Origin of the sequence: Janthinobacterium sp. YR213, assembly GCF_900099875.1 — a bacterium.
GTDB lineage: Bacteria > Pseudomonadota > Gammaproteobacteria > Burkholderiales > Burkholderiaceae_D > Janthinobacterium > Janthinobacterium lividum.
In genome coordinates, this window is record NZ_FNDA01000001.1 from 853,201 (window position 1) to 878,116 (window position 24,916).

Genomic DNA, 24,916 nt, shown 5'->3' on the forward strand with positions numbered 1-24,916 from the left:
CTCCTGACGGCATGCCACGGCGGCGGCAGGAGCGGAAATACGGGGGGCCAGGGCGCAATCAGCCTGGCCGCGCAAAGCGGCGAATGTATACATAGGTGGGCTTCCAAGAAAGAACTTGTTTAAAAAATGAAGCCGGCAGATCTTGTATACAGTTTCGAGGGACACAGGAGCCAGACGACGCAACCACGCAGCAGGGGGTGATTGTATTTCTGATATTTAAGTTGTCGCAATTATATCCAATATATTTTCAAAAGCAAATTAATTTCCATCAATGCTAATAAAATTTTTATAATTTTTGTGCATTTCCAGCGCCGCCGCCGCTGCCGTCGCGGGCCTGAAAATACATACGCCTTCTCGGCCCGCACCACAATCGCCTACAATCTCGGGATGAATCAACTTACCCTCGTCTTGCCCTTCGCCTTGCCCAATGCCGAACTGGCTGCCGACCTGCTCAAGGTCTTGCAGGCGCCCGCGCTGGCGGCGCTGCTGTCGCGCACCTCCGATTGCAATTTAGAAACCTTTGACAATGCCAACCGCCTGCTGCCGCACGAAGCGTGGCTGGCGCATGCCTTGGCCCTGTCGCCCGCGCCCAATGGCGAGGCGGCGCAAGCGGCCTTTGCGGCCCAGGCCATGCGCGGCTACGGCCTCGTGCCGGAACCGGGCGCGCGCTACTTCCTGCTGCATCCGGCCCACCTGGCCATCGCCCGCAGCCATATCAGCCTGGAAGACTTGCGCCAGCTCAAGCTGAGCGAGGCCGATGGCCGCACCTTGTTCGACACGGCGCGTCCGTATTTCAACGAAATCGGCCAGCCCCTGTCCTATGGCGACGCGGGCACCTGGTTCATGCGCGCCGATGGCTGGAACGATTTGCAGTGCGCCACGCCGGATGCCGCCACCACGCAAGACCTGTCCGTGTGGATGCCGGAAGGCGAGCATGCGCGCGCCGCGCGCCGCCTGCAGAATGAAGTGCAGATGCTGTGGCATGAACATCCGGTCAACGCGGCACGCGAAGTACGGGGCCTGAAAGCCATCAACTCGTTCTGGATCTGGGGCGGGAGCCTGGCCACGGCCGCACCTGCGCGCTGCGCGGCCAGCCTGCATACGAAGGACGCGCCGGGCTGGCTGGCCGCGCTGGCGGAACCGGCGCAGCGCGATGCCAGTCCAAACAGTGTGCTGGCAAGCCAACAGGATGCGATTGTCGTGCTGGGCGGATTGACCGAAGCGGCGCAGGCGCAGGAATGGGGCATGTGGCTGCAGCAGTTGCAAGCGCTGGAAGCGGACTGGTTCGCCCCGCTGCTGGCGGCCCTCAAGGATGGCCGCCTGGGCCAGCTGCGCCTGGTGCTGAGCCACCGCGACGCCTGGCTAGCCTGTACCACCAGCAAGCATGCGCAGCGCAAATTCTGGCGCGCGATTACCCTGAACAAGTTGAAAGCATCATGACCCGTACCCGCATCGCCACCCGTCCCTGCCCCTACCGCGAATCCGAATTGCTGCGCCAGGGCGGCATCCACCCCGTGCTGGCCCGCCTGTACGCGTCGCGCGGCCTGTCCGACGCGAAAGAACTGTCGATTGAGGCAAAGGACTTGATACCGCCGTCGGGCTTGCTGCACATCGGCGCAGCCGGCGTCTTCCTGGCCGACGCCATTGCTGCCAAGAAACGCATGGTCATCGTGGCCGATTACGATTGCGACGGCGCCACCGCCTGCGCCGTGGCCATCCGCGGCTTGCGCGCCATGGGCGCCGACGTCGATTTCATCGTGCCCAACCGTTTTGAGTACGGCTATGGCCTGACGCCGGAAATCGTCGAGCTCACCGCCCGCGAAAAGTCGCCCGACATCATCATCACCGTCGACAACGGCATCGCCAGCATCGACGGCGTGGCCGAGGCCAACCGGCGCGGCATCCAGGTGGTCGTCACCGACCACCATCTGCCGGCCGATACCTTGCCCGACGCGGCCGTCATCGTCAACCCGAACCAGCCCGCCTGCGGTTTTCCGTCGAAACACCTGGCGGGCGTGGGCGTCGTGTTCTACGTGCTGCTGGCCCTGCGCGCCGAAATGCGCCGGCGCGGCATCTTCGATGCGCAAACGCAACCCAAGCTCGACAACCTGCTCGACCTGGTGGCGCTGGGCACGGTGGCCGACGTGGTGCGCCTCGATACGAACAACCGCATCCTCGTCGCGCAAGGCCTCAAGCGCATGCGCAAAGGCAATATGCATGCGGGCGTGGCGGCGCTCTTTCGCGTGGCGGGCCGCGAAGCGCGCAGCGCCACGCCGTTCGACCTCGGTTTTGCCCTGGGACCGCGCCTGAATGCGGCCGGCCGCCTGCAGGACATGTCCCTGGGCATCGAATGCCTGGTCACGGACGACGAAGGCCGCGCCTGGGCGCTGGCCCAGCAACTCAACGACATCAACCTGAAACGCCGTGAAATCGAGGCGGAAATGCAGGATACGGCCCTGCTGCACCTCGATGCTTTCGAACCGGCCAACAGCAGCACCATCAGCGTCTTCGACGAATCCTGGCACCAGGGCGTGATCGGCATCGTCGCCTCGCGCCTGAAGGAAAAATTCTATCGCCCGACGATCACGTTTGCGCCCGGTGCGGACGGCTGGATCAAGGGTTCGGGCCGCTCGATCCCCGGCTTCCACTTGCGCGACGCGCTCGACCTCGTGTCGAAACGGGCGCCCAGCCTGATCGACAAGTTCGGCGGCCACGCCATGGCGGCTGGACTCACCATCCGCGCCGACGCCTTCGACGCCTTTTCCCAGGCCTTCGAAGCCGTCGGCCAGGCCTGGCTCAGCCAGCAACAGCTGGAACGGGTCGTGGAAACGGACGGCCCGCTGGAAGACGCCTACTACACGACAGCCTTTATCGAGCTGATGGACGGCCAGGTGTGGGGCCAGGGCTTCGCCCCGCCCGTCTTTTGCGATGAATTCCGCGTCGTCAGCCAGCGCATCTTAAAAGAACGCCATTTGAAACTGCTGCTGGAAAAGAACGGCGTGCGTTTTGATGCCATCTGGTTCGGGCATACGGACGCACTGGGCGAACGCACGCGGGTCGCGTTCAGGCTCGATGCGAATGAATACAATGGCACGACCAAAGTACAACTTATGGTGGAACACGCCGAGCCTGTGTAGTGACACCTGACACAACCTGCTGCGCGTCGGCATAGGTCGCCTGCGATGCTCACCGTACTGGAAGTACGGTTGCGCTTCTCGACCACCTCTTCCTTCCGCTCGCTACGGTTGTGTCAGGTGTTGCGACGTTTGTGGCCTTATTGCCGTGTCTCATACTTTTACCTGGAGCAATGTCGCATCAAACCACTGAGGAAGCTGAAACCGGCCTCCACTCCACCTGAAAGCAGCTCCATGTTGACCGGCCTGAACCACCTCACCCTGTCCGTGCGCGACCTGGCGCGCAGCATCGTCTTTTACCGCAACACCTTGGGCCTGTGCCTGCATGCGCGCTGGGACAGGGGCGCGTATCTGTCGGCCGGGGATTTGTGGCTGTGCCTGTCGCTGGATGGACAGGACACGGCCGCGCTGGCCAGCCCGGCCTATACGCACTATGCTTTTTCCATCGAGCCCACCGACTTCGCTCCGTTTGCCGCCCGCCTGCGCGCCGCCGGCGTGCCCGAATGGCAGCAAAACCGCAGCGCCGGCGATTCCCTGTATTTTCTCGACCCGGACGGCCACCGGCTGGAAGCCCATGCTGGCAGCCTTGCGCAGCGGCTGGCGGCCTGCCGCGCAGCGCCGTATCAGGGCATGGTGTTCGAGGATTGAGACCGGCAAGATCACATATTCAGTAAATTCGTTAAATTCAATATAAAACAAAAAATGCAAGCGCCGTTGCTGTTAAAAAACACCGTCACGCCTCGATACACCTCTGATAACCTTGCTTTTAAGACTTAATCAAGCTGACAAGGTTCCATCCATCCATAGGCAAATTCGCCACATTTTATTGCATAAATAAAAATATTGATTGAAAATAGTTAACATTTATTTGGCAAATTCACTAAAATCGATGACGCATCAGGAAATTCCCAATGATGCATGATCAGTTTTGAGGGCAAACCCGTCGAAAGGCGGGGACGCAAAGCCACCGGCCTACCGCACGCAAGCGCCACGGCAGCGGGGCTGCCAATGCAGGGCCGGGACCGCCAGCGCGCGGCGCCAGCCTGGAAGCATTGTCGAGATGTGGCCCTCGCCCAACTCGGAGAGTTTCGCCATGAAAAAAAACATTCCCCCGCATCACCGTCACGGGCGCCTGCTGCTGGGCGCCACAGCCGCCCTCCTGTTGGCCGCTTGCGGTCCCGGCCAGGAAACATCGACACCGCCTGCCGCCATCGCCACGGCCGCGACACAGTTCACTGTCGAGGTGCCCGTCATCCCTCCCGCCGTCGGCGAGCTGGTGGTGCAACCGATGTTCCATGCGGCCCCGGCCCTGCTCGATGCGCCTGACGGGCGCGACAGCGCCAACAGCAGCGGCTCGGCCCACTGGCGGCCGCACTTACAAAACGTGCCCGGCGCCATGCGGGAAATGACCACGCGCCGCCTGACGGCGCAAAAAATCGCCGCCTCGGAACAGGCGGCACAGGATATCGCCCCCTTGCTGAACGGCGGCGGCGCGAGCGACATCGCCGCGCCCATGGCCGGCAGCAGCGTGGTGGCGACCTATTCTCCCGCGCAAATCCGCGCCGCCTACGACTTGCCCGCCCTGCCGGCGGCCGGCACGGCGCTGACGCCAGCCCAGGCGGCCCAGCTGGGCGCGGGACAGACGATCTACATCGTCGACGCCATGCACAACCCGAACGCGGCGGCCGAACTGGCCATCTTCAACCAGAAATTCGGCTTGCCCGGCTGCACCACCAAGGCTATCGCCACGAATGCCACCCTGCCCCTGCCGCCCGCCCCGGCCAGCGGCTGTGAATTTTCTGTTGTCTACAACACGCCATCGAGCACCATGACGGCCACGGCGCCCGCCTATAACTCGGGCTGGGCCATGGAAATCGCGCTCGACGTGCAGTGGGCGCATGCCACGGCGCCGCTGGCGCGCATCGTGCTGATCGAGGCGCCCGACGCTTCCATCAACAGCCTGCTGGGCGCCGTGCGCCTGGCCAACCAGATGGGGCCTGGCGTCGTGTCGATGAGCTTTGGCGCCGCCGAAGGCAACTGGACAGCTTCCGTCGACAGCGCCTTCACGGGCAAGAACATGAGCTACCTGGCCGCCACGGGCGATTCGGGCAGCGGCGTGTCCTGGCCGTCCGTGTCGTCCAACGTGCTGGCAGTGGGCGGCACCACGCTCAGCTACAGCGGCAGCGGCGTGCGCAGCGAAACGGCCTGGTCCGGCACGGGCGGCGGCATCAGCGCCTATACGGCACTGCCCACCTACCAGACGGCCAGCGTGCCCGGCCTGACCAACTTGCTGCGCCGCAACGTGGCCGACGTGGCCTTCAATGCCGACCCCGCCACGGGCCAGTACACGGCCGTGATGACACCCGGCAGCAGCACCGCCAGGTGGCTCAGCATCGGCGGCACCAGCCTGTCCACGCCGCAATGGGCCGGCCTGGTCGCCATCGCCAACGCCAGCCGCGCGCTGCAGGCGAAGACGGCGCTCGGCTTGCCGCACAGCATCTTGTACGGCCAGATCGCCAGCGTGCCCGGCACTTTCGCCAGCAGCTTTGCCGACATCACGCGCGGCAGCAACGGCACGTGCAGCGTGTGCACGGCCAGGGTCGGCTATGACCCGCTGGGCGGCCTGGGCACGCCGAACGTGAAAAGCCTGCTGGCCGGCCTGTCGGGCACGCAGACCGCACCGGCCGCGCCCGTGGTGGCGCCGGCCAGCATCAGCGGCGCGGCCGGCAAGCCGCTGTCGTTCACCGTCTCGGCCAGCGCTTCGAATCCACTCAGCTATACCATGCTGGGCGCGCCGGCCGGCATGAGCATCGCCGCCACGGGCGTGGTCAGCTGGGCCGCCCCCACCGCGGGCACGTATGCCGTGACCATGGTGGCCAAGGATACCGTCAGCGGCCTCAGTGGCCAGGGCGTGTACAGCATCGTCATTACCCCCGTCGCGCCGCCCGTCGTCGGCGCCGGCGCCATCACGGGCAAGGTTGGCACGGCCCTGGCGTTCAATGTCAGCGTCTCCGCCCCCAATCCCGTCAGCTACACGCTGGGCGGCGCGCCGGCCGGCATGAGCATCAGCAGCGCCGGACTGGTGAGCTGGGCCTCCCCGGCGGCCGGCACCTACGCCGTCACCGTGACAGCCACGGACAGCAAGACTGGCCTGAGCGGCAAAGGCATCTATACGGTGGCCATCGCCGCCCCGCTGCCCCCCGTCGTCACGGTGGCCAGCGTGAGCGGCAAGCCGGGCGTGGCCCTGTCGTTCGCCGCCACGACGGTGGCGCCCAACCCCGTCACCTACAGCCTGTCGGGCGCGCCATCCGGCATGGCCGTCAGCGCCGCCGGCGTCGTCAGCTGGGCCAGCCCCGTGCTGGGCAGCTACAGCGTGACCATCATCGCCAAAGATACCCGGACGGGCTTGACGGGCCAGGCCGTGGCCGCAGTGAAAATCGCCGCCGCCGGTCCCACGATCAGCGCCGCCGCCATGACGGGCGTGGCCGGCAAGGCCATGAGCGGCAGCATCGTGCTGACGGCGCCGGGCGCGAACGCCCTGTGGATCTCCATCCTCGGTGCGCCGCTGGGCATGCAGTTTTCCATGAGCGGCATGACCATCACGGCCCGCTGGCCCCTGCCGGTGACCGGCAGCTATACGCTGAGGGTCGTGGCGCTGGACAGTAACGGCTTGACGGCGCAGCTCAACGTACCCATCACCGTTACGGCCAGATAAGCGAACGCGGCCCGCCAACGGGGCGCACCGGGACACCTGTCCTGCTGCGCCCCGTTTTGTATGCGCGCGGCCGTTGCAGAAAATCCAGAAAAGGAGTATAAATAGTCCACATACAGAGTTTTAACGAAGGACATGCCATGAATCTCGCCTACGCCTACCCCAAGAGCCGCTTCGAACCGGCCGTGCTCGTCGACCTGAATGCCAAAGCCGAGCGCGAGCGCTTGTCGCAGGCGGCATTGAAGGGTTTTTTCAAGCTGGCCGCCGCCTGGAAACTGCGCGACGACGATGCGCGCGAATTGCTGGGCGGCCTGTCCAGCAGCGCCTATTACGAGTGGAAGAAGCACCCGGACCGCGTGCTGGAAGTGGACCGCATCACGCGCATTTCCTACTTGTTGGGCATCTACAAGGCCTTGCACATCCTGTATGGCGACAAGCTGGCCGACGAATGGGTGAGTTTGCCCAACAAGAATCCCGTGTTTGGCGGCCGCACGCCCCTGTCGCAGATGCTGGCCGGCGGCTTGCTGGCCATGCAGACGGTGCGCAAGCTGCTCGATGCGCGCCGCGGAGGGTTGTAATGGTGGCGACAGTCCCGCATGCACAGCTGCCGCCGCTGGCCGCCTTGCGCCAGATCGACACTTGCCGTTTGATCCCCTCGCGCTTCGCCGACATGGAAGACTCCGTGCTGGCGCCCCTGGCCGAGGACGACGAGCACCTGCGCGAGCTGTTCGAACTCGATAACGCGACGAATGCGCGCCTGGTGGCCGAGTACGGCGGCGCGCCAGGAATTGGCGTGGACGAGCTGGTTTTTGGCGTGCCGCACTTTCGCATCATCAACGCCGCCTACACCTATGCCCGGCCGGAAGGGGCGCGTTTCAACGATGGCGAACGGGGCGCCTGGTATTGCGCCTTCGACATGAAAACGGCGCTGGCCGAGATCATTTTCCACAAGACCGTGGAATACCAGGAAATCGACTATTTCGACGACAGCGTCAATTACCAGTCGCTGCTGGCCGATTTTTCCGCCAGCTTCCACGACTTGCGCGGCCAGGAGCGCTATGCGGCCTGCCTCGATCCGGCCAGCTACATCGCTTCGCAAGACCTGGCCGCCATCCTGCTCGAAGCCGGTTCCATGGGCGTCATCTTCCCCAGCACCCGGCTGGCGGGCGGCACCAACCTGGCCTGCTTCCGCCCTGCCCTCGTGGGCAATGTTCGCAAAGGCGCCGCCTATCGGTTAACATGGCGGGGTACGCCGACGCCGCAGGTGGAAGCCTTGTAAGGCAACGCAAGCGCGCAACGGCACCCGACTCACAGCAACCTGATATTTCGCATGCAAACCAATCCTGAAAAAGACACCGAACTGCGCCTCAAAGTGAACAGCGAAACGGCCCGCCTGGCCTGGAGCGAGCTGGAAAAGCATTTCGCCCAGGGCAACGTCGTCTGGGTCGCCAATGAGCTGGATCTGGTCGAAGTGGCCGTGCGCATCTCGCACGATGACAAGGCCACCATCACGCAATGGATGGCCGATGGCAAGGTCGCCAAGGTGTCGGACCAGCAGGCGCTGGACTGGCAGGCCGCCGACGCCGCGCTGTGGGCCGTTGTCGTCAGCCCCTTCATTCTGGTGCAGCAGGAAAAGCCCACCAGACATTGATGCTTGCACGCTGCGCTCGACGTAAGGAAAATGTGCAGCCAACTAAATTTAGCACTTAATTTAGTCATCCGATGCTATCATCGGTCTGCCTACTTATGGAGGGCGGCATGAACTTTATCAATATTCAACCAATTAGCTACTTGAAGACGAACACCAGCGACGTGGTCAAACAGGTGCTTGAGACGCATGACCCGGTAGCCATCACGGTGAACGGCAGAGTTCAGGCCATTGTTCAAGACCCTGTCAGCTATCAAAAGACTCAAGATCAGCTTGCCATGCTCCGCATCCTTGCTCTCGGCCGTAAGCAGATTGAGGAAGGTAAAATCATTGACCATGATGACGTTGTGGCCCTTCTGGAAGCTGAAGACGGCGACAATTGATTACACAAATGAAAATCATTTGGACGCAGTACGCCTTGAACGATTTGCAAGACATTCGCTCCTATCTGAAGCAGAACGAATCCCTTGCTTTTACCAGGAAGGTGACGCAGGAGATTTTGGCTGAAGTCAATTCTCTCAAAGACTGGAACATGAAAGGTACCTTTGTTCCTGAACTTGAAGACCTTCATTTGACGACTCACCGCCAACTGTTGGCCGGCCAGAATCGCATCATCATCGAGTATGGACATAACGATATCGTTTATGTTCATATGATTGCCCATACCAGCCGTGACCTGGAAGCATTGATACGCCGTCGCCTGCTCACTGCGTAATGCGGAGGATGTGACAATGCGCAGCAAGCGCATTGTCAGCGCACTCTCAACTTGCCTCAGTGCCCTCCTCCCAGATACGCCGCAATCACCTTCGGATCGGTTTTGAGACTCTCCGCCGGCCCATGCACGGAAATGCTGCCGTTTTCCAGCACGTAGCCGTAATCGGCCACGTTCAGGGCGGCGGCGGCGAATTGCTCGACCAGCAGCATGGTCACGCCTTCCGCCTTCAGGCGCGTGATGATGCGGAAGACTTCTTCCACCAGGATGGGTGCCAGGCCCATCGACGGCTCGTCCAGCAGGATCACTTCCGGGTTCAGCATCACGGCGCGGGCCATGGCCAGCATCTGCTGTTCGCCGCCCGACAAGGTGCCGGCCAGCTGGTCGCGCCGCTCCTTCAGGCGGGGGAACAGTTCCAGCGCCTTGTCCAGGTCGCCCTTGATGTCGCCTTTCGGGCGCGAGCGCGTAAAGCGGGGGAAGGCGCCCAGCAGCAGGTTGTCCGTCACCGACATGGAAGCGAACACGCGCCGGCCTTCCGGCGAATGGGCCAGTCCGGCACGGGCGATGCGGTGCGAATCGAGGCCCGTGACATCCTTGCCGCCCAGGGTGACGGTGCCGGATTTCGGTTTCAGCATGCCGGAAATGGCGCGCATGGTGGTGGTCTTGCCGGCCCCGTTCGAGCCGATCAGGGTCACCAGCTTGCCCTTCGGGACGTCGAGCGAAATGCCGTGCAGGACTTCGACTTTGCCGTAGGCGGCGTGCAGATTGTTAATGGTCAGCATGGTCTTCCTCTCAGTGCGCAGCTGGCGCCAGGGTTTCGGCGCTGCCGCCCAAATAGGCTTCGATCACTTTCGGATCGCTCTGGACAAGCGCGGGCGCGCCTTCGGCGATCTTCTGGCCGAAGTCCAGCACCGTCACCACGTCCGACAGGGCCATCACCACGTCCATGTGGTGCTCGATCAGGATGATGGTAATGCCGTGCTCGCGGATCTTGCGGATGATGGCCATCAGCTCCTTGATGTCGGGCGCTGTCAGGCCCGCCGCCGGCTCGTCAAGCAGCAGCAAACGCGGGTTGAGGCCCAGCGCGCGGCCGATTTCCAGCAGCCGCTGCTTGCCATACGGCAGATTGCGCGCCTCCTCGTTGGCCAGGTTCGCCAGGCCCACGAACTCGAGGATGCTGGCGGCCCGCTCGCGCGCAGCCTTCTCTTCGCGCTTGTAGCGGGGCGTGTGCAGCATCACGTCCAGCACGTTCGATTTGAAGGTGTTGTGCAAGCCCACCAGCACGTTCTCGGTGGCCGTCATCTCGCCGAACAGCTGCACGTTCTGGAAGGTGCGCGCCACGCCCCCCAGGGCGATCTCGGATGGCGTGCGGCCGGAGATCACGGCGCCGGCAAATTCCACCCTGCCCGCCGTCGGCTTGTAGATCCCCGTCAGCACGTTCATCATCGTGCTCTTGCCCGAGCCGTTCGGCCCGATCAAGCCGTGCACGGAGCCCTGCGTGACGTTCAAGTCCACCTGGTTCAGCGCTTTCAGGCCGCCGAACTGCATCAGGGCCTGGTCCACGCGCAGCAGGGTCGCGCCCTGTTGGCCGCCCTGGGCGTGGTCAAACGGCGCCACGCCGTGCGAAGCGACGGCTTGCACATGGCGCCGGCCCTTGCCGATAAAGCTCATCAGGAAGCCGACGATGCCGTCCTGCAGGTAGTACACGACAAATAAGGTCATCAGGCCGAAGATGGTCAAACGCCAGTCGACCATGTTTTCCAGCTTGTACGAATACGCAGCCAGGCCGATGGTGGCCACCAGGGGCACGAGCACGCCGCGCACGGTGGAACGCTTCTTCGCCAGCATGAAGGCGGAACCGATCACGCCCAGCACGGCGGCGGCCACGGCGATCTTGCGGAACAATTCGATGTCCGACAGCAGGCTGGGCAGCATGACGACGATCAGGGCGCCGATCAGCGCGCCCGAACGCGTCTTGCGCCCGCCCATGATGACGGCCAGCAGGAACAATATCGTCAGCTCGAAGTTGTAGGTATTGGGCGAGATGTATTCTTCCGAATACGCGTACAGGCTGCCGGCCAGGCCCGCGAAACCGGCGCTGATGACGAAGGCATACACCTTGTAGCGGTACACGGAGACGCCCATGCAGTCCGAGGCGATGGGGCTGTCGCGCAAGGCTTCGAACGCGCGGCCCAGGTTTGATTTCAGGATGCGGTGCACCACCACCAGCGAGATCACCAGCAGCGCGGCGACCATGTAGTAGTACTCGACCTCGGAAAGCTTGTGGCCGAACAGGACGGGCTTGTGGATCTTGATGCCCATCGGCCCTTCCGTCAGGAAGCTCATTTCATTGATCAGGATTTGCACGATGGTGCCGAAGGCCAGGGTCACCATCGCCAGGTAGGGTCCCGTCACGCGCAGGGCCGGCAAGGCCAGGATGGCGCCAAACACGGCCGCGCCAAGGATGCTGGCGGGGATGGCCAGCCAGAACGACACGCCCAGCTTGAACACCAGCACGCCCGTGACGTACGAACCGATGCCGAACAGGCCCGCATGGCCCAGCGACACCTGCCCCGTATAGCCGACGACGATATCGAGGCCGAACAGCAGGATGGCGTAGATCAGAATGGTCTCGGCCAGGTGGATATAGTAGGGATTCGGGATGACGATGGGGAATAGCGCGAGCACGGCCAGGCCCGCCGCGCTCAATGCCAGCATGGTGATTTTCTTGTTCATGTCGTCCTCAGACTTTCTTGATCGCGGCTTTGCCGAACAGGCCGGACGGCTTGATGGCCAGTACCAGCAGCAGGAGCAGCAGGCCGGGCACTTCCTTGTAGCCGGTGGAGATGTAATAGCCGGTGGTGGTCTCGGCGATGCCCAGTATCAGCCCGCCGACGATGGCGCCCACGCCCGACGTCAAGCCGCCGATGATGGCCACGGCAAAGGCTTTCAAGCCCAGCGACGCGCCCATGGTTGCCCCCGTCAGTGTCAGCGGCGCCACCAGCACGCCCGCGAACGCCGCCGTGGCCGACGACAGCGCGTAGGAAAACGTGATGACCATGCCCGTGTTGATGCCCATCAGGCCGGCCGCATCGCGGTCGTTGGCCGTCGCCACGACGGCCTTGCCGTAGATCGATTTGCGGTTGAACACTTCGACGGCCAGCATGATCGCCAGCGCGCCGACGATGACGGCCACCTGCATCTGCTGCACGTTGGCGCCAAACACCTGGAACGGCGCGGCCGATAGCGGCGACGGGAACATCAGGTCATCCTTGCCCCAGATATTTTCCGCCACATTCTTGAAGATGATGGCCAGCGCGATGGTCGACATGATCCAGCCGAATTCGGACTTGATCTTGATGGCGGGCCGCACGCCTATCCATTCGACAAACACGCCCTGCAAGGCGCCGAAGACGATGACGATGGGGATCATCAACAGATAGCTCATGTAAGGGCCGCCGTGGATGGTGCCCACCAGGGAGAGGCCCACGAGCGCGCCCAGCATCAGGGATTCGCCCTGGCCAAAATTGAGGGTGCCGGAAGTGGCAAAGGTCAGCTGGTAGCCGAAGGCGATGACGGCATAGATCATGCCCAGCGCGATGCCGCTGAAGACGAGCTGCAGGAAGATTTCCATGGTATTCCCCGGAAGACGAAAGATGAAAAAATGGCCAGTCCTGATTCCTCAAGGCTGGCCACTGCGCGGCGAATGTCTGCCAGGCTTATTTCGCGAGGACGACTTTGCCGTCCTTGACTTCACCGAAGACTGTCAGGTCGGCCGTGATCGCCTCATGGTTGGTTTTACTGAACGGCTTGTTGTAGGTGGTGACGGCGCCTTCCACTTTTTCATTCAGGTTTTCCAGCGCGGCGCGTACTTTCGGACCATCCGTGCCGCCTGCCTGCTTGAAGGCCGCGGCCAGCAGGTAGATGGAATCGTAGCCTTGCGCGGCCGAGACAGCCGACGGCATGCGACCGCCCGATGGCTTGTAGGCGGCCACGTAGGCATCGATAAAGGCCTTGCGCTTCGGCGTACTGGCATCCTGGATGAAGGTTTGCGGCATGCGCGTGCCATTGCCGTTCTTGCCCGCGTTGTCGATGAAGTTACCCATGGCCAGGGTCCAGCTGCCGATCAGCGGCACTTTCCAGCCCAGTTTTTCCATGCCGTTGGCGATCTGCGCCAGTTCCGGACCGATGCCGTAGGTCAGCACGACTTCCGCGCCCGCCTGCTTGGCTTTCAGCAGCTGGGCCGTCATGTCGACGTCCTTGATGTTGTATTTTTCCACAACGACGGGCTTGATACCCTTCTTGTCGAGTGCCTTTTCCAGGTCTTCGCGGCCCAGCTGGCCATAGTTGGTGGAGTCGGCCAGGATCGCCACTTTCTTGAACTTGCGGTTCTCGACCGCCTCATGCACGATCATGCCGGACTGGATGGTGTCGTTGGCCGCATTGCGGAAAATGTAGTTTTCCGGCTGGTCGGCGAACTGTTTGGTGACGATGGAGCCCGTCGCCACATTGTTCATGACGGGAATTTTCGCTTCCTGGTAGAAGCGCTGCGAAGCCAGGGCCACGCCCGTGTTGATGTAGCCGACGGTGGCGGCAACCTTTTCCTTGTTGATGAGCTCCTGCGCGATCTGCACGCCGCGTTCATTCTTCGCTTCGTCATCGCGCTCGATCAGCAGCAGGGAACGGCCCAGTACGCCGCCCTTGGCATTGATCTCAGCAACAGCCAGCTTGACGCCGTCGCGCATCGACACGCCCATCGGCGCGGAACCGCCCGTAAACGGACCGGACACGCCGATCTTGATGGGGTCGGCTGCGACTGCCGCCTGCGAGAAACCCAAAACCAAACTTGCCACGAGCAATTTCTGTTTCAAATTCATTGTCATCTCCTCTGATACAACGTTTTTAATGCCACTTATTTTTATAGTCGTACGCTGGATAACCGCCCCATCGATAAATCATTGTAGGTGAGTAAACATGCACCAGCAACAACTACATATGACGCGTCGCAACATGCGGAAAAGCCGCAATTGCAGGCCTGTTGTCAGTCTTTTGTAAGGAAAATATGGCGCAAATTGACACAGGTGCTACACCTTGACACACGGTGCATATGTCTGACCTGCGTCAAAAGTATGGCGATGCAATGGTGATATGGTCATTGAACCAGGGTCAACCGGCCATGGCGGCAATCCCTTCCCTACCATGGAGACCCTATGCGCCAGCCCATGACAAGCATCTGCGCCTGCCTGCTGATCGCCGGCATGAGTAGCGCCTGCAAGAACTTCACGCCGGTCGACAAGTTCGCGGGACAGACGGTGGCGATAACGGAAGTATTCAAACCCATGCTGACGCACTCCATGAGCAGTTGCACCAATAATGTACGGCGCAACAGCATCATCACCGACCGCCCCTACGTTGCGCAGGAAACGGAACAGGACCTGCTCCGGCGCTGCAAGGACTATGCGGCGCAATTGGCAGGTACAGCCGAACTGAACGATGTATTGAAGCGCTACGCGGAAGTACTTGCCGCGCTGGCCAACGACAAGCTGGCGAACTACAAGGATGAGATCGGCGCCCTGGGCGGTTCGCTGGGCGCCTTGCAGCAGTCGGGCGGCATGGCGCCGGTGCTCGACGCCGACCAGCTGGACAAAGTCACGCGCCTGAGCGCACTGATCAGCCAGATCGTCACGCAGCAAAGACAGCAGTCGGGAATCAACGAACTGCTGGCGCGCGAGGACGATATTTATATCATCAGCAATGCGCTGAAAAAATATGCGCAGCAAAACTACCAGGCCAATCTGCACGACGAGAGCCTGACGCTGGCATCCCTGAATCGCTCGCTCGACAACGCCGCCGGCAGGGAACCCGTGACCAGCAACTATCTGAAGGCCAAGCTCTACCTGGATGGGCGGCAATTGCAGGAGCGTGGCAAGGTCATCGAGGCCTATCTTGCCGCCATGACCGAATTGCAAAACAGTCTCAGCACCTTGCGCGCCAAGCCCATGCAAGACCCTGCAGTGGAGCGTCAACTGGACACTTTTGCCAGGCAAGTCGATACCCTGCAAAAGCAGGCCGCCAATTATTCACCATCCCCTTGGTAGGAGCCGGACATGGGCAACGCTATCGCACTCGATGAAAAACAAACCACGGAAATCGCCGACAAGCTGGCACAGGCCTCGAACCAGGTACTGGAGCTGCGCATCGCGCTGACCGACCGCACGCCGCCAACGCCGTCAGCCGTGCTGCATGATCTCAAGCAATATGAAAGCCACCTGGATCAGATGGTGTCTTTTTTCCGCTCCCACGGCATCTACCTGATCAACCAGGGTGCGCAGCAGGCATTGGCCAATGTGAACACGGCCATCGACCAAGGCAGGAAAACCGTGGCCGACATCGAGCACACGCACGCGGCCATCAAGGCAGCGGCAGGCCTGCTGGACCTGGCTGCCGCCCTGCTGTCGCGCAACCCGCTGGCTATTGCCGAGGCTGCGAATAGCCTGCGGGCCTGACCTGGTGGACAATCACGGCTCTTCCGCCCTGTGCCCCATCGCGTGCGTGGCCATCTTCAGGTACAGGAAGGACTGCTCCTCGTTGTGCGCATACCCCATGCGGCCCTCCGCCAGGGCGACGGATTTCTGCTGCAGCGCTTCCGGGTATTCGAGGTCGCAGGCGGCGTCCAGCCAGTGACGCGCCCGTGTTTCATCGGCGTCCTGCAGCATATTCGCCACGATGAACATGGCTGGCGCCACGCCGCGTTGCGCGGCCAGTTCCAGCCAGCGCAGCGCGGCGGCGCTGTCTTGCGGGCCGCCCATGCCGTTCTTGAACATCAAGCCCAGGTAGTACGCGGCAGGCCCGCTGCCCTGCACCGCCGCCTGTTCGAACAGGACGCGCGCCTGCGGCTGGGTCGCCTCCCCCGCGCGCATCAAGACCTTGGCCTGTGCCGTGGCATCGGGCGCCGCGGCTGCCACGGGCGAAGCCAGGGCGGCGGCCAGCAGCAAATTTGCCAGCATCATTTCGACAAATCGAGCTGGTACAGCGCAAAGCCCTTGCCCGCGCCATCATCAAGCTTCAGCTGCGTGACGTTATCGATGCCCGCCGCTTTCGCCAGCTCAATCACGTTCGGCGCCGAATGGAAGACCACCGGGCCTTGCGTGGCAACCTTGGCAAAGCGCCAGCTGCGCGCCGAGCCGTTTTTTGCGCGCGTCAGGTTTTTCTGCTGCGTGACATAGGCGATCAGCAGTTCGCGGTTGTTGTCGGGCGAGGCCACCACCGTCTTGCTGCCGTCGAGGCCAGGGAAATTGCCGCCGCCGCTGGCGCGGTAGTTATTCGTCGCAATCAAAAATTCCTGGCTGGCTTCCACCGGCTTGCCCTGGTACGTCAGGCCCTGGATGCGACGGCCCGGCGGCTGCGTGACGTCGATCTGGTAGCGCACGTCAGCGCTGGTGATGGCGTCGAAGTTGTAGCTCGGATGGGCCGTGTTGACCAGTTCCTGCGCTTCCAGCCTGTTCGGATCGATGGTGTTGAAGCGCCGCGCCGACTGTTCCAGCCAGGCTTTCAGCTCCGCGCCATTCATCTTCACGCCGTACAGCGCGTTCGGATACAAATACAGGTCGGCCGCGTTGTTCAGCGCCACATTGCCCGCCTTGACGTCCGTGTAGTCGGACACGCCGGCCGAGCCGCTCTTGAACGGGGACGACATCGACAGCACCGGCAGGTTGGCATACTGCGGCAAGTTCGCCTTGACGTAGGCGGCCAGATAACCCGCCTGCGCCTGGTTCACCACTTCGATGGCGCTGACGTCGCCCACGTCGGCAAAATACGTCGACATGCGGAAGTCCGTGGCGCCAACGGGCGTCTGCACGTAGGCAATCGTCGCTGCGTGTTCTTCCGCCACCAGCCTGGCGATGGCCGGGTCAGGCTGGACGTAGCTCTTGTCCGCGTTCTGGATGCCGCGCGCTTCCACCGTGGTGGCGCTCTTGTCGACGACCCACTGCTTGCCGTCGTGGCGCAGGCGCAAACCGATCACGCCCAGGTGCTTGCCCCACAAATTGGCCATCACGGTGGGCACGCCATTGACCAGGCCCTTGACCTTGTCGACGCCGGGCAGATTGAACTGCGGCACCGTGCTGGCCGCGTTCGGGAACAGCTGATGCGAGTGGCCGATCAGCATGGCGTCCACGCCCGGCACTTGCGACAGGTAGTAATTGCCGTTTTCCATGGTGGGAGAATACGGGCTGCTATCCAAGCCGCCGTGCGAAATGGCCACCACCAGCTCGGCGCCCTTGGCGCGCATCTCGGGAATGAATTTTTCCGCCGTCTCGCGCACGCCCTGCGTATAGACGCGGCCTTCGAGCCAGCGCTTGTCCCAGGCCATGATGGTGGGCGGCGCAAAGCTGATGATGCCGACCTTCACGCTGCTCGTGATTGGCTGCCCATCGGGGCCGGTGGCCGTGATCTGCTTGGCGATGATGTGGTACGGCGCAAACAGGGGCTTGCCCGTCTTGACGCTGTAGACGTTGGCCAGCACTTGCGGGAACGCGGGACCGGTACAGCGCGGCTTGCCGGCATCGACGCTGTCGACGTCGAATTGGTTGCCCGTCACCTGGCTCAGGAACGCCAGGCCGTAGTTGAATTCGTGGTTGCCGATGCCGCCGCCATCGACCTTCAGCAAATTCATGGCCTTGTAGATGGCCAGGGTCTGGTCGCAGGCCAGCGGTTTCACGAGGGCCTGGTAGTCGGCCAGCGCCGTGCCCTGGATGGTGTCGCCGTTGTCGAGCAAAAGATTGTTCGGGAACTGCGCGCGCGCCTGGGCGATCAGCGCCGCCGTGCGTTCCAGGCCGATCGACGGTTCCGCCTGCAGCTTGTAATAGTCATAACTGAGCACATTCGCGTGCAAGTCCGTCGTCTCCAGCAGGGCCAGGGTGGCGCTGCTGCCCGCAGGCGCGGCGGCCAGCGGCTGGACGGGAACATGGGCGGCGGGCGGCAAGGCGCCGCAGCCGGCCAGCAGCAGCGGTAACAGGGCGAGACGGGGAAATTGATGCATGATGTATTCCTGTGGAAAGACAATATCGCCAGCATCATACGCAGCACGGTAGCCATCATCAAGGCAAAAATATTGTCGCAAATACAGCAAAATCGTCATTTTATTGCCCCGTGCGGCATCGATTCGGCGCCGCCGGCATCAGAAACCGGCCGCGCTCGCGTATAATTCAAGGTTTGATTTCACCATAGAAGACCAGAACATTATGGAAGCCGAACGCATCAATATCATCTCCGCCCTGCTCAACGACCTGACGGTCCGCGAAGCCGAACTTCGGAGGTATCTTTGACTTCACTGTCAAGTCGGAGAAACTAGAGCAAGTCAACGAAGAACTGGAAGACCCCACGGTCTGGAACGATCCCAAACGCGCCCAGGACCTCGGTAAAGAGAAGAAGGCGCTGGAAGCCATCGTCTTCACCCTGGCCAAGGCCGATGCCGACCTGCGCGACACCCGCGACCTGTTCGACATGGCCCGCGAAGAAGGCGACGACGACACGCTCGAAGCGATCGAGCAGGACGTGCAGGAAATCCGCAAGGTCATCGAAAGCATGGAATTCCGCCGGATGTTCAACAATCCGATGGACCCGAACAACTGCTTCATCGACATCCAGGCCGGCGCCGGCGGTACGGAAGCCCAGGACTGGGCCTCGATGCTGCTGCGCCAGTACCTGCGCTATTGCGAACGCAAGGGCTTCAAGGTCGAAATCCTGGAGCAGTCGGACGGCGAGGTCGCCGGCATCAAGACGGCCACCCTGAAGGTCGAGGGTGATCATGCCTACGGCTTCCTGCGCACGGAAACAGGCGTGCACCGCCTGGTGCGCAAGTCGCCATTCGACTCGGCCAACGGCCGCCACACCTCGTTTACGTCGCTGTTCGTGTATCCGGAAGTCGACGATTCGATCGAGATCGACGTCAACCCGGCCGATATCCGCGTCGACACCTACCGCGCGTCGGGCGCCGGCGGTCAGCACATCAACAAGACCGACTCCGCCGTCCGCATGACCCATGCGCCGACCGGCATCGTGGTGCAGTGCCAGAACGACCGTTCGCAGCACCGCAACCGCGCCGAAGCGATGGAAATGCTGAAAGCGAAACTGTACGAGCATGAACTGCGCAAGCGCATGAGCGAGCAGCAAAAGCTGGAAGACTCGAAGACGGACGTGGGCTGGGGTCACCAGATCCGCTCCTACGTGCTGGACCAGTCCCGCATCAAGGACTTGCGCACCGGTTTCGAGACGGGCAATACCAAGGGCGTGCTCGATGGCGACATCGACGACTTCATTTCCGCCTCGCTCAAGCAAGGCGTATAAGGATGAACGCATCCGCTCCGGCGCAGCGCGCCTTCCTGTTCGACATGGATGGCACGATTGTCGACAACATGGCCTTCCACACGACATCGTGGCTGGCGTTCTTTGAACGCCACGGCCATGCACTGGACGCGGACGCCTTTTTCCGCGACACGGCAGGACGGCAGGGGCACGAAATCATCGCCAAGTACCTGGGCGAGGAAGCCGACCACGCCACCCTGCTGGCTGAAAAGGAAGTCGTCTACCGCGAACTGTATGGCCCGCACCTGGCCACGGTGCTTGGTTTCGACCGGCTGATCGCCAGCGCGCGCCAGGCTGGCGTGGGACTGGTGGTGGGCACGGCCGCGCCGGACGAGAACATCGCGTTCACGCTCGACGGCCTTGACCTGCGCCACCGCTTCGACGCCATCGTCGGCGCCGCCGACGTGGAACGGGGCAAGCCGCACCCGGACGTTTTCCTGAAAGGCGCGCTGCTGGCCGGCGCGCTGCCGCACAACTGCATCGTTTTTGAAGACGCGCCCCTGGGCGTGGAAGCGGCGCGCCGTGCCGGCATGCGGGTCGTGGTACTCACCACCACCCTGCCGGCCGAAGCGTTTGCCGCCTTTGACAACGTCATTGCCATCGTGCCGGATTTCTCCTCGCTCGACGTCGACGCACTGTTTGCCAGCGTGGCGCCAGCGCTGGCACCACATCATCAATAATCACCAACGAAGAACACCATGACTACGGATATCCAAGAACAAGCCGCCGCCCCCGATGAAAACAAGATCATCGCCGAGCGCCGCGTCAAGCTGGCAGCACTGCGCGAACAAGGCGTCGCCTTCCCGAACGATTTCCGCCCCGAGCACAAGGCGGCAGATCTGCACGCGCAATACGGCAGCAAGACGCGCGAAGAGCTGGAAGCCGAACCTGTCACCGTGGTGCTGGCCGGCCGCATGATGCTCAAGCGCGAAGCGGGCAAGAAAGCCGCTTTCGCCACCCTGCAGGACGCCTCCGGCCCGAAAGCCGACGGCCGCATCCAGATCTACGCCACGCTGGATCTCACCGGCGAAGCAGCCATGGCCGCCCTGCACCACTATGACCTGGGCGATATCCTGGGCGTGACGGGCACGCTGTTCAAGACCAAGACGGACGAACTGACCATCAAGGTCACGGAACTGCGTTTGATCACCAAGTCGCTGCGCCCGCTGCCGGACAAATTCCACGGCCTGGCCGACCAGGAAACGAAGTACCGCCAGCGCTACGTCGACCTGATCATGAACGAAGAGACGCGCCGCACCTTCAAGGCGCGTACCGCCGCCATCTCGTCGATCCGCCGCTTCATGGAAAAGAACGAGTTCATGGAAGTGGAAACGCCGATGCTGCACACGATCCCGGGCGGCGCGGCGGCAAAGCCGTTCATCACGCACCACAATGCGCTGGACATGCAAATGTTCCTGCGCATCGCGCCCGAGCTGTACCTGAAGCGCCTGGTCGTGGGCGGCTTCGACCGCGTGTTCGAGATCAACCGCAACTTCCGCAACGAAGGCGTGTCGATCCGTCACAACCCTGAATTCACGATGATGGAATTCTACGCGGCCTACACCGACTACAAATGGCTGATGGACTTCACGGAAGCCGTCATCCGCCAGGCAGCCATCGACGCGCACGGCACCGCCACCCTGACCTACGGCGGCCGCGAGCTGGACCTGGCCAAGCCGTTCCACCGCCTGACCATCGTCGAAGCGATCAACAAGTATGCTCCAGGCTACACCGCCGAGCAGTTGAACGATGCGGAATTCATCAAGGAAGAACTGAAGAAATTCGGCGTCAAGCCGTTCGCCACGGCCGGCCTGGGCGCGCTGCAACTGGCGCTGTTCGAAGAAACGGCTGAAGCGCAGCTGTGGGAACCAACCTACATCATCGACTACCCGGTCGAAGTGTCGCCACTGGCGCGCGCTTCCGACACGGTGGCCGGCATCACCGAGCGCTTCGAGCTGTTCATGGTCGGCCGCGAAATCGCCAACGGCTTCTCCGAATTGAACGACGCGGAAGACCAGTCGGCCCGCTTCCTGGCGCAAGTGGCCGCCAAGGACGCCGGCGATGAAGAGGCGATGTTCTACGACGCCGACTACATCCGCGCGCTGGAATACGGCATGCCGCCAGCCGGCGGCTGCGGCATCGGCATCGACCGCCTGATGATGATCATCACGGATTCGCCGAACATCCGCGACGTCTTGCTGTTCCCGCATTTACGCCGCGAAGAATAATCACGGACGCAAGCCGATAAAAAGCCGCCTGATTTTTACGATCAGGCGGCTTTTTTTACGTCTGCCGCCGGCCGTCAGCCGGCCAGGGTCACGCGCTGGTGGCTGCGGCTGGCCTGCTGCGCCGCCAATGCCGTGGCCAGCGCGCGCATGCCGTCGTCGCCGGTGGCGGCAGGCTGCCCTTCGCCGCGCATGGCGCGCTGGAAGGCGCGCACCGAGCGCACGTACAGGTTTTCATGCTCGACGGGGATGTCGACGCTGCCGCCGTCGCGCGTCAGGGTAATGCTGCCGACGGGGCGCTGCGTCATCACGCCGGTGGCGAAGATGGTGCCCTTGCTGCCGATGATTTCCACGCCGGACAGCGAATGCGGCGCGTTGAACGCGTCGTGCACCTGCACCAGGGTGCCGTTGTCGAACTCGATGACAGCCATCAGGCCCTCTTCCAGCCCGGCCACCGTCATGCCGCCGCTGGTGGCGCAGGCCGTCACGTGGCGCGGCTCCGAGTCCAGCAGGAAGCGCAGGGTGTCGACGTCGTGCACGAACATGTCGAGCGTGACGCCGCCCGACTCCGGCGCGTCCAGGCGCCAGCCGCGCAGGTGCTGCGGCAGGTTGTTCGCGTGCAGCACGCGGCAATACAGGGGCTGGCCGATCTCGCCCGCGCGTATCAGCTCGCGCACCTTGCCGTGGCTGGCGGCGTTGCGCAGGTGGTGGTTAATCCCCAGCACCACGCCCGCTTCAACGCAGCCGTCCACCATGCGGCGGGCGTCGTCCAGGTTCAGCGCCAGCGGCTTCTCGCACAGCACGTGCTTGCCGGCGCGCGCCGCCTGCAAGGTTTGCGCCATGTGCAACTCGTTGGTGGTGCTGATGTACACGGCCTCCGCGCCTGGATGGGCCAGTGCCGCATCGAGGTCCGTGTAGCTGGCGCCGATGCCGAACTGCGCGGCAAAGGCGGCGCCGCGCGCGGCGTCCCTGCTGACCACAGCCAGCACTTCGGCATCGCCCTGCTGGCGGATCGCGTCGACCATCCATTCGCGCGCCACGGTGCTGGCGCCGACCAGTATCCATCCGATTTTCTTCATTCGATTCTCCCGTTAAAAAGTGTGACGCAGGCCGAGGTTCCAGGCCTGGTTGCCGGTGCCGTTGTCGGTGGCGTTGCCCACCACATAGACGGCGCCGTTGCGGTTGGCGATATGCGCGTAGGCGGCATACAAGGTGCTGCGCTTCGACAGCGCATAGGTGTAGCCGATGCCGACCTGGGAAGCGTCGCCGTTGGCGGCGCGCCGGTCGTCGCGCCGCACGTACGAGAACAGGACGCGGTGCGGGCCCACCGGCACGGTGGCGCCCAGCATCAGGTCCGCGCTGTCGACCGTGGTGGCCGCGCCCGCCGTGCTCTTGCTGAAGGCGACGGCGCCATGCGCCTTGAGCACGCCAAAGTCCCAGGTAGCGCCCAGCACCGTGTTGCGCGCCCTGCCCGCCACCTGCGCGCTGGATACGGTGTTGGCGTCCTGGTGCGCCAGGCGCACGTACAGCGGCCCGCTGGCATAGGTGGCCGCCGCGCCCGTGTAGCGCTTAGCCGAAGCGTCGCCGGGCACTTCGCCGAAACCGTACGCCAGTTCGCCGGAAAGGCCGCCGCGCACGGGCGAGCTGTAGGTGATGCTGTTGTCGACCCGGCTGATGTAGCCGGCCGTGAAGACGTTGCTCATCCTGCCCGCAAAACCCAGGTAAAACGGATCCAGCGCCCCCAGGCTGCTGTCGATGAAGGTGTACTGGCGGCCCAGCCGCAGCGTGCCCGCCGCGCCGCCCAGGCCGACGAAGGCCTGGCGCCCGAACAGCAGGCCGCCCTGGGCCGAAGCGCCCGTGTCGGCCAGGATGCCCGCATCCATCGTGAATATCGCCGTCAAGCCGCCGCCCAGGTCTTCGCTGCCCTTGAAACCGAGCCGCGAGCCATTGGCGATGCCGCTCGTCAGCTTGAGCACCCTGCCGCCGGGGCCGCCGCTCTCGGACACCACGCCCATGTCCATGATGCCGTACACGGCCACGTTCGACTGCGCGCAACACAGGCCGCTGCCGGCGCCAATGATCATTGCCCCTACTACCTTCTTCTTCATGTCTTGCCCTGTCTATCTTCTTGTGAAAACTGTTCCTAGCTCACCAGATGGCGCGGACGCTCGCCGCGCAAGCCTGCCAGCAGGTTGTCCACGGCCTGCTGCGCCATGGCGTAGCGCGTTTCGTGCGTGGCCGAGCCGATGTGCGGCAGCGCCACCACGTTGGCCATGCCCGGCAGCGGATTGTCCGGCGCCAGCGGTTCGCGTTCAAACACGTCGAGACCGGCGCCGTGGATGGCGCCCTGCTGCAGCGCCTCGATCAGCGCCGCCTCGTCGACGATGCGCCCGCGCGAGCCGTTGATGAAGATGGCGCCGGGGCGCATCAGCGCGAACTCGCGCCGGCCCATCATGCGTTCCGTCTGCGCCGTCAGCGGCAGCACCACGCAGACGAAGTCCGACCCGGCCAGCAAGTCGTCGAGCGCCACCTGGCGCGCGCCCAGCGCCGCCTCCACCTCGGGCACCGCTTCGCCATTCACATACAGCACCTGCATGCCGAACCCCAGCGCGGCGCGGCGGGCGACGGCGCGGCCGATGCGGCCCATGCCCAGCATGCCGATGGTCTTGCCATGCACATTGACGCCGTACTGGCTTTCGCCCACGCTGCGCGTCCAGCGTCCGGCCTTGACGAATTCGGCCAGTTCGACGACACGCCGCGCGCTGGCGAGGATCAGCGCGAAGATCGTATCGGCCGTCGTTTCCGTCAGCACATCCGGCGTATTGGCCAGCAAGATGCCCCGTTCACGCAAATAATCGACGTCGAACTGGTCGACGCCCACGGAAATGGTGGAAATGATGCGCAGCTGTTCGGCCGGATCCAGCAGTTCGCGGTCCAGGCGCACGCTGGCGCCCAGCAAGCCGTGCGCGCCGCGGATGGCGGCCGCGAATGCGGCGCGGTTGCCCGCATCGATCGCCTCAAAATACGTCACCTCGCATTCGGCGCGCAGGCGCGCCAGCAGCGGCTCGGCCAGCTTTTTATACACAACCACATGTTTTTTCACGAATTTTCCCCTGTTCG

General features: G+C 63.2%; 24 protein-coding genes and 1 riboswitch. Of the genes, 15 read left to right on the forward strand and 9 right to left on the reverse strand.

Annotation, left to right across the window (positions count from 1 at the left end):
* Window positions 1–387: 387 nt before the first annotated feature.
* The 9 genes from BLT98_RS03790 to BLT98_RS03830 all read left to right on the forward strand — a co-directional run bounded on the left by BLT98_RS03790 (window position 388) and on the right by BLT98_RS03830 (window position 9,209).
* A complete protein-coding gene (locus BLT98_RS03790) occupies window positions 388–1,440 on the forward strand; it encodes a hypothetical protein (protein ID WP_092605368.1) in 1,053 nt (350 codons plus the stop codon).
* Window positions 1,437–3,137: a single-stranded-DNA-specific exonuclease RecJ gene (gene recJ / locus BLT98_RS03795; RefSeq protein ID WP_092605370.1), complete on the forward strand. Its 1,701-nt coding sequence runs from the start codon at window positions 1,437–1,439 to the stop codon at window positions 3,135–3,137. The genes BLT98_RS03790 and recJ overlap by 4 nt, the downstream gene beginning before the upstream one ends.
* A 231-nt stretch (window positions 3,138–3,368) precedes the next feature.
* Window positions 3,369–3,782 carry a fosfomycin resistance glutathione transferase gene (fos, locus tag BLT98_RS03800; RefSeq protein WP_092605372.1) on the forward strand — a complete coding sequence of 138 codons (414 nt, stop codon included), beginning with the start codon at window positions 3,369–3,371 and terminating at the stop codon, window positions 3,780–3,782.
* Between the two features lie 275 nt (window positions 3,783–4,057).
* A riboswitch (cyclic di-GMP riboswitch) is annotated at window positions 4,058–4,144 on the forward strand.
* 83 nt (window positions 4,145–4,227) lie between these two features.
* Window positions 4,228–6,849, forward strand: a complete 2,622-nt coding sequence (locus tag BLT98_RS03805; protein WP_092606863.1) for a S53 family peptidase — start codon at window positions 4,228–4,230, stop codon at window positions 6,847–6,849.
* A 137-nt stretch (window positions 6,850–6,986) separates the two neighbouring features.
* Window positions 6,987–7,424: an MbcA/ParS/Xre antitoxin family protein gene (locus BLT98_RS03810; RefSeq protein WP_034755432.1), complete on the forward strand. Its 438-nt coding sequence runs from the start codon at window positions 6,987–6,989 to the stop codon at window positions 7,422–7,424.
* Window positions 7,424–8,125 carry an RES family NAD+ phosphorylase gene (locus BLT98_RS03815; RefSeq protein WP_070282036.1) on the forward strand — a complete coding sequence of 234 codons (702 nt, stop codon included), beginning with the start codon at window positions 7,424–7,426 and terminating at the stop codon, window positions 8,123–8,125. Before BLT98_RS03810 ends, BLT98_RS03815 begins: the two co-directional genes overlap by 1 nt.
* A 51-nt stretch (window positions 8,126–8,176) precedes the next feature.
* A complete protein-coding gene (locus BLT98_RS03820) occupies window positions 8,177–8,497 on the forward strand; it encodes a DUF2288 domain-containing protein (RefSeq protein WP_070254191.1) in 321 nt (106 codons plus the stop codon).
* Between the two features lie 107 nt (window positions 8,498–8,604).
* Window positions 8,605–8,877 carry a type II toxin-antitoxin system Phd/YefM family antitoxin gene (locus tag BLT98_RS03825; protein WP_092606866.1) on the forward strand — a complete coding sequence of 91 codons (273 nt, stop codon included), beginning with the start codon at window positions 8,605–8,607 and terminating at the stop codon, window positions 8,875–8,877.
* Window positions 8,878–8,885: 8 nt separating this feature from the next.
* Complete coding sequence (locus BLT98_RS03830) at window positions 8,886–9,209, forward strand: type II toxin-antitoxin system RelE/ParE family toxin (protein WP_092605374.1); 324 nt, start codon at window positions 8,886–8,888, stop codon at window positions 9,207–9,209.
* A gap of 56 nt (window positions 9,210–9,265) precedes the next feature.
* Here the strand turns inward: BLT98_RS03830 and BLT98_RS03835 are convergent, their stop codons facing one another.
* The 4 genes from BLT98_RS03835 to BLT98_RS03850 form a co-directional block, all read right to left on the reverse strand.
* Window positions 9,266–9,988 carry an ABC transporter ATP-binding protein gene (locus BLT98_RS03835; RefSeq protein WP_070254189.1) on the reverse strand — a complete coding sequence of 241 codons (723 nt, stop codon included), beginning with the start codon at window positions 9,986–9,988 and terminating at the stop codon, window positions 9,266–9,268.
* A 10-nt stretch (window positions 9,989–9,998) separates the two neighbouring features.
* Window positions 9,999–11,942, reverse strand: coding sequence for a branched-chain amino acid ABC transporter ATP-binding protein/permease (locus BLT98_RS03840; protein ID WP_092605376.1), 1,944 nt, complete (start codon window positions 11,940–11,942; stop codon window positions 9,999–10,001).
* A 7-nt stretch (window positions 11,943–11,949) separates the two neighbouring features.
* Complete coding sequence (locus BLT98_RS03845) at window positions 11,950–12,840, reverse strand: branched-chain amino acid ABC transporter permease (RefSeq protein ID WP_034782923.1); 891 nt, start codon at window positions 12,838–12,840, stop codon at window positions 11,950–11,952.
* A gap of 85 nt (window positions 12,841–12,925) precedes the next feature.
* Window positions 12,926–14,083, reverse strand: a complete 1,158-nt coding sequence (locus tag BLT98_RS03850) for an ABC transporter substrate-binding protein (RefSeq protein ID WP_070254187.1) — start codon at window positions 14,081–14,083, stop codon at window positions 12,926–12,928.
* A 345-nt stretch (window positions 14,084–14,428) separates the two neighbouring features.
* Here BLT98_RS03850 and BLT98_RS03855 point away from each other — a divergent pair, with 345 nt between their 5' ends.
* Together BLT98_RS03855 and BLT98_RS03860 are read left to right on the forward strand one after the other, a co-directional pair.
* Window positions 14,429–15,304, forward strand: coding sequence for a hypothetical protein (locus tag BLT98_RS03855; protein WP_139179046.1), 876 nt, complete (start codon window positions 14,429–14,431; stop codon window positions 15,302–15,304).
* Window positions 15,305–15,313: 9 nt separating this feature from the next.
* Entirely contained in the window at window positions 15,314–15,712 is a 399-nt protein-coding gene (locus BLT98_RS03860) for a hypothetical protein (RefSeq protein WP_092605380.1), read from the forward strand.
* Between the two features lie 12 nt (window positions 15,713–15,724).
* On the opposite strand, the gene BLT98_RS03865 is transcribed toward BLT98_RS03860, so the two are convergent.
* Together BLT98_RS03865 and BLT98_RS03870 are read right to left on the reverse strand one after the other, a co-directional pair.
* Complete coding sequence (locus tag BLT98_RS03865; protein WP_092605382.1) at window positions 15,725–16,216, reverse strand: tetratricopeptide repeat protein; 492 nt, start codon at window positions 16,214–16,216, stop codon at window positions 15,725–15,727.
* Window positions 16,213–18,246 (reverse strand): bifunctional 2',3'-cyclic-nucleotide 2'-phosphodiesterase/3'-nucleotidase, encoded by a 2,034-nt coding sequence (locus tag BLT98_RS03870; protein WP_092606869.1) that lies wholly within the window; start codon window positions 18,244–18,246, stop codon window positions 16,213–16,215. The genes BLT98_RS03865 and BLT98_RS03870 overlap by 4 nt, the downstream gene beginning before the upstream one ends.
* On the opposite strand from BLT98_RS03870, the gene BLT98_RS29080 reads away from it, so the two are divergent.
* From BLT98_RS29080 to lysS, 4 genes are all read left to right on the forward strand, one after another.
* Window positions 18,241–18,411, forward strand: a complete 171-nt coding sequence (locus BLT98_RS29080) for a hypothetical protein (RefSeq protein ID WP_170846279.1) — start codon at window positions 18,241–18,243, stop codon at window positions 18,409–18,411. The two genes, BLT98_RS03870 and BLT98_RS29080, sit on opposite strands and share 6 nt — an antisense overlap.
* Window positions 18,412–18,448: 37 nt before the next feature.
* A protein-coding gene (gene prfB, locus BLT98_RS03880; RefSeq protein WP_115057524.1) for a peptide chain release factor 2 occupies window positions 18,449–19,553 on the forward strand; the annotation gives its coding sequence in 2 pieces (ribosomal slippage) (window positions 18,449–18,529 and window positions 18,531–19,553; 1,104 coding nt in all).
* Window positions 19,554–19,555: 2 nt separating this feature from the next.
* A complete protein-coding gene (locus BLT98_RS03885; RefSeq protein WP_092605385.1) occupies window positions 19,556–20,251 on the forward strand; it encodes an HAD family hydrolase in 696 nt (231 codons plus the stop codon).
* Between the two features lie 18 nt (window positions 20,252–20,269).
* A complete protein-coding gene (gene lysS, locus BLT98_RS03890) occupies window positions 20,270–21,799 on the forward strand; it encodes a lysine--tRNA ligase (RefSeq protein ID WP_034782936.1) in 1,530 nt (509 codons plus the stop codon).
* Window positions 21,800–21,873: 74 nt separating this feature from the next.
* Here lysS and BLT98_RS03895 read toward each other — a convergent pair whose 3' ends face one another.
* From BLT98_RS03895 to BLT98_RS03905, 3 genes are read right to left on the reverse strand one after another with little or no spacing between them, the layout of a single operon-like run.
* Window positions 21,874–22,875: a Gfo/Idh/MocA family protein gene (locus BLT98_RS03895; protein ID WP_092605387.1), complete on the reverse strand. Its 1,002-nt coding sequence runs from the start codon at window positions 22,873–22,875 to the stop codon at window positions 21,874–21,876.
* Window positions 22,876–22,887: 12 nt separating this feature from the next.
* Window positions 22,888–23,904, reverse strand: a complete 1,017-nt coding sequence (locus BLT98_RS03900) for a porin (RefSeq protein ID WP_092605389.1) — start codon at window positions 23,902–23,904, stop codon at window positions 22,888–22,890.
* 35 nt (window positions 23,905–23,939) lie between these two features.
* On the reverse strand, window positions 23,940–24,899 hold the full coding sequence (locus tag BLT98_RS03905; RefSeq protein WP_092605391.1) for a 2-hydroxyacid dehydrogenase: 960 nt from the start codon (window positions 24,897–24,899) through the stop codon (window positions 23,940–23,942).
* Between the last annotated feature and the right edge of the window lie 17 nt (window positions 24,900–24,916).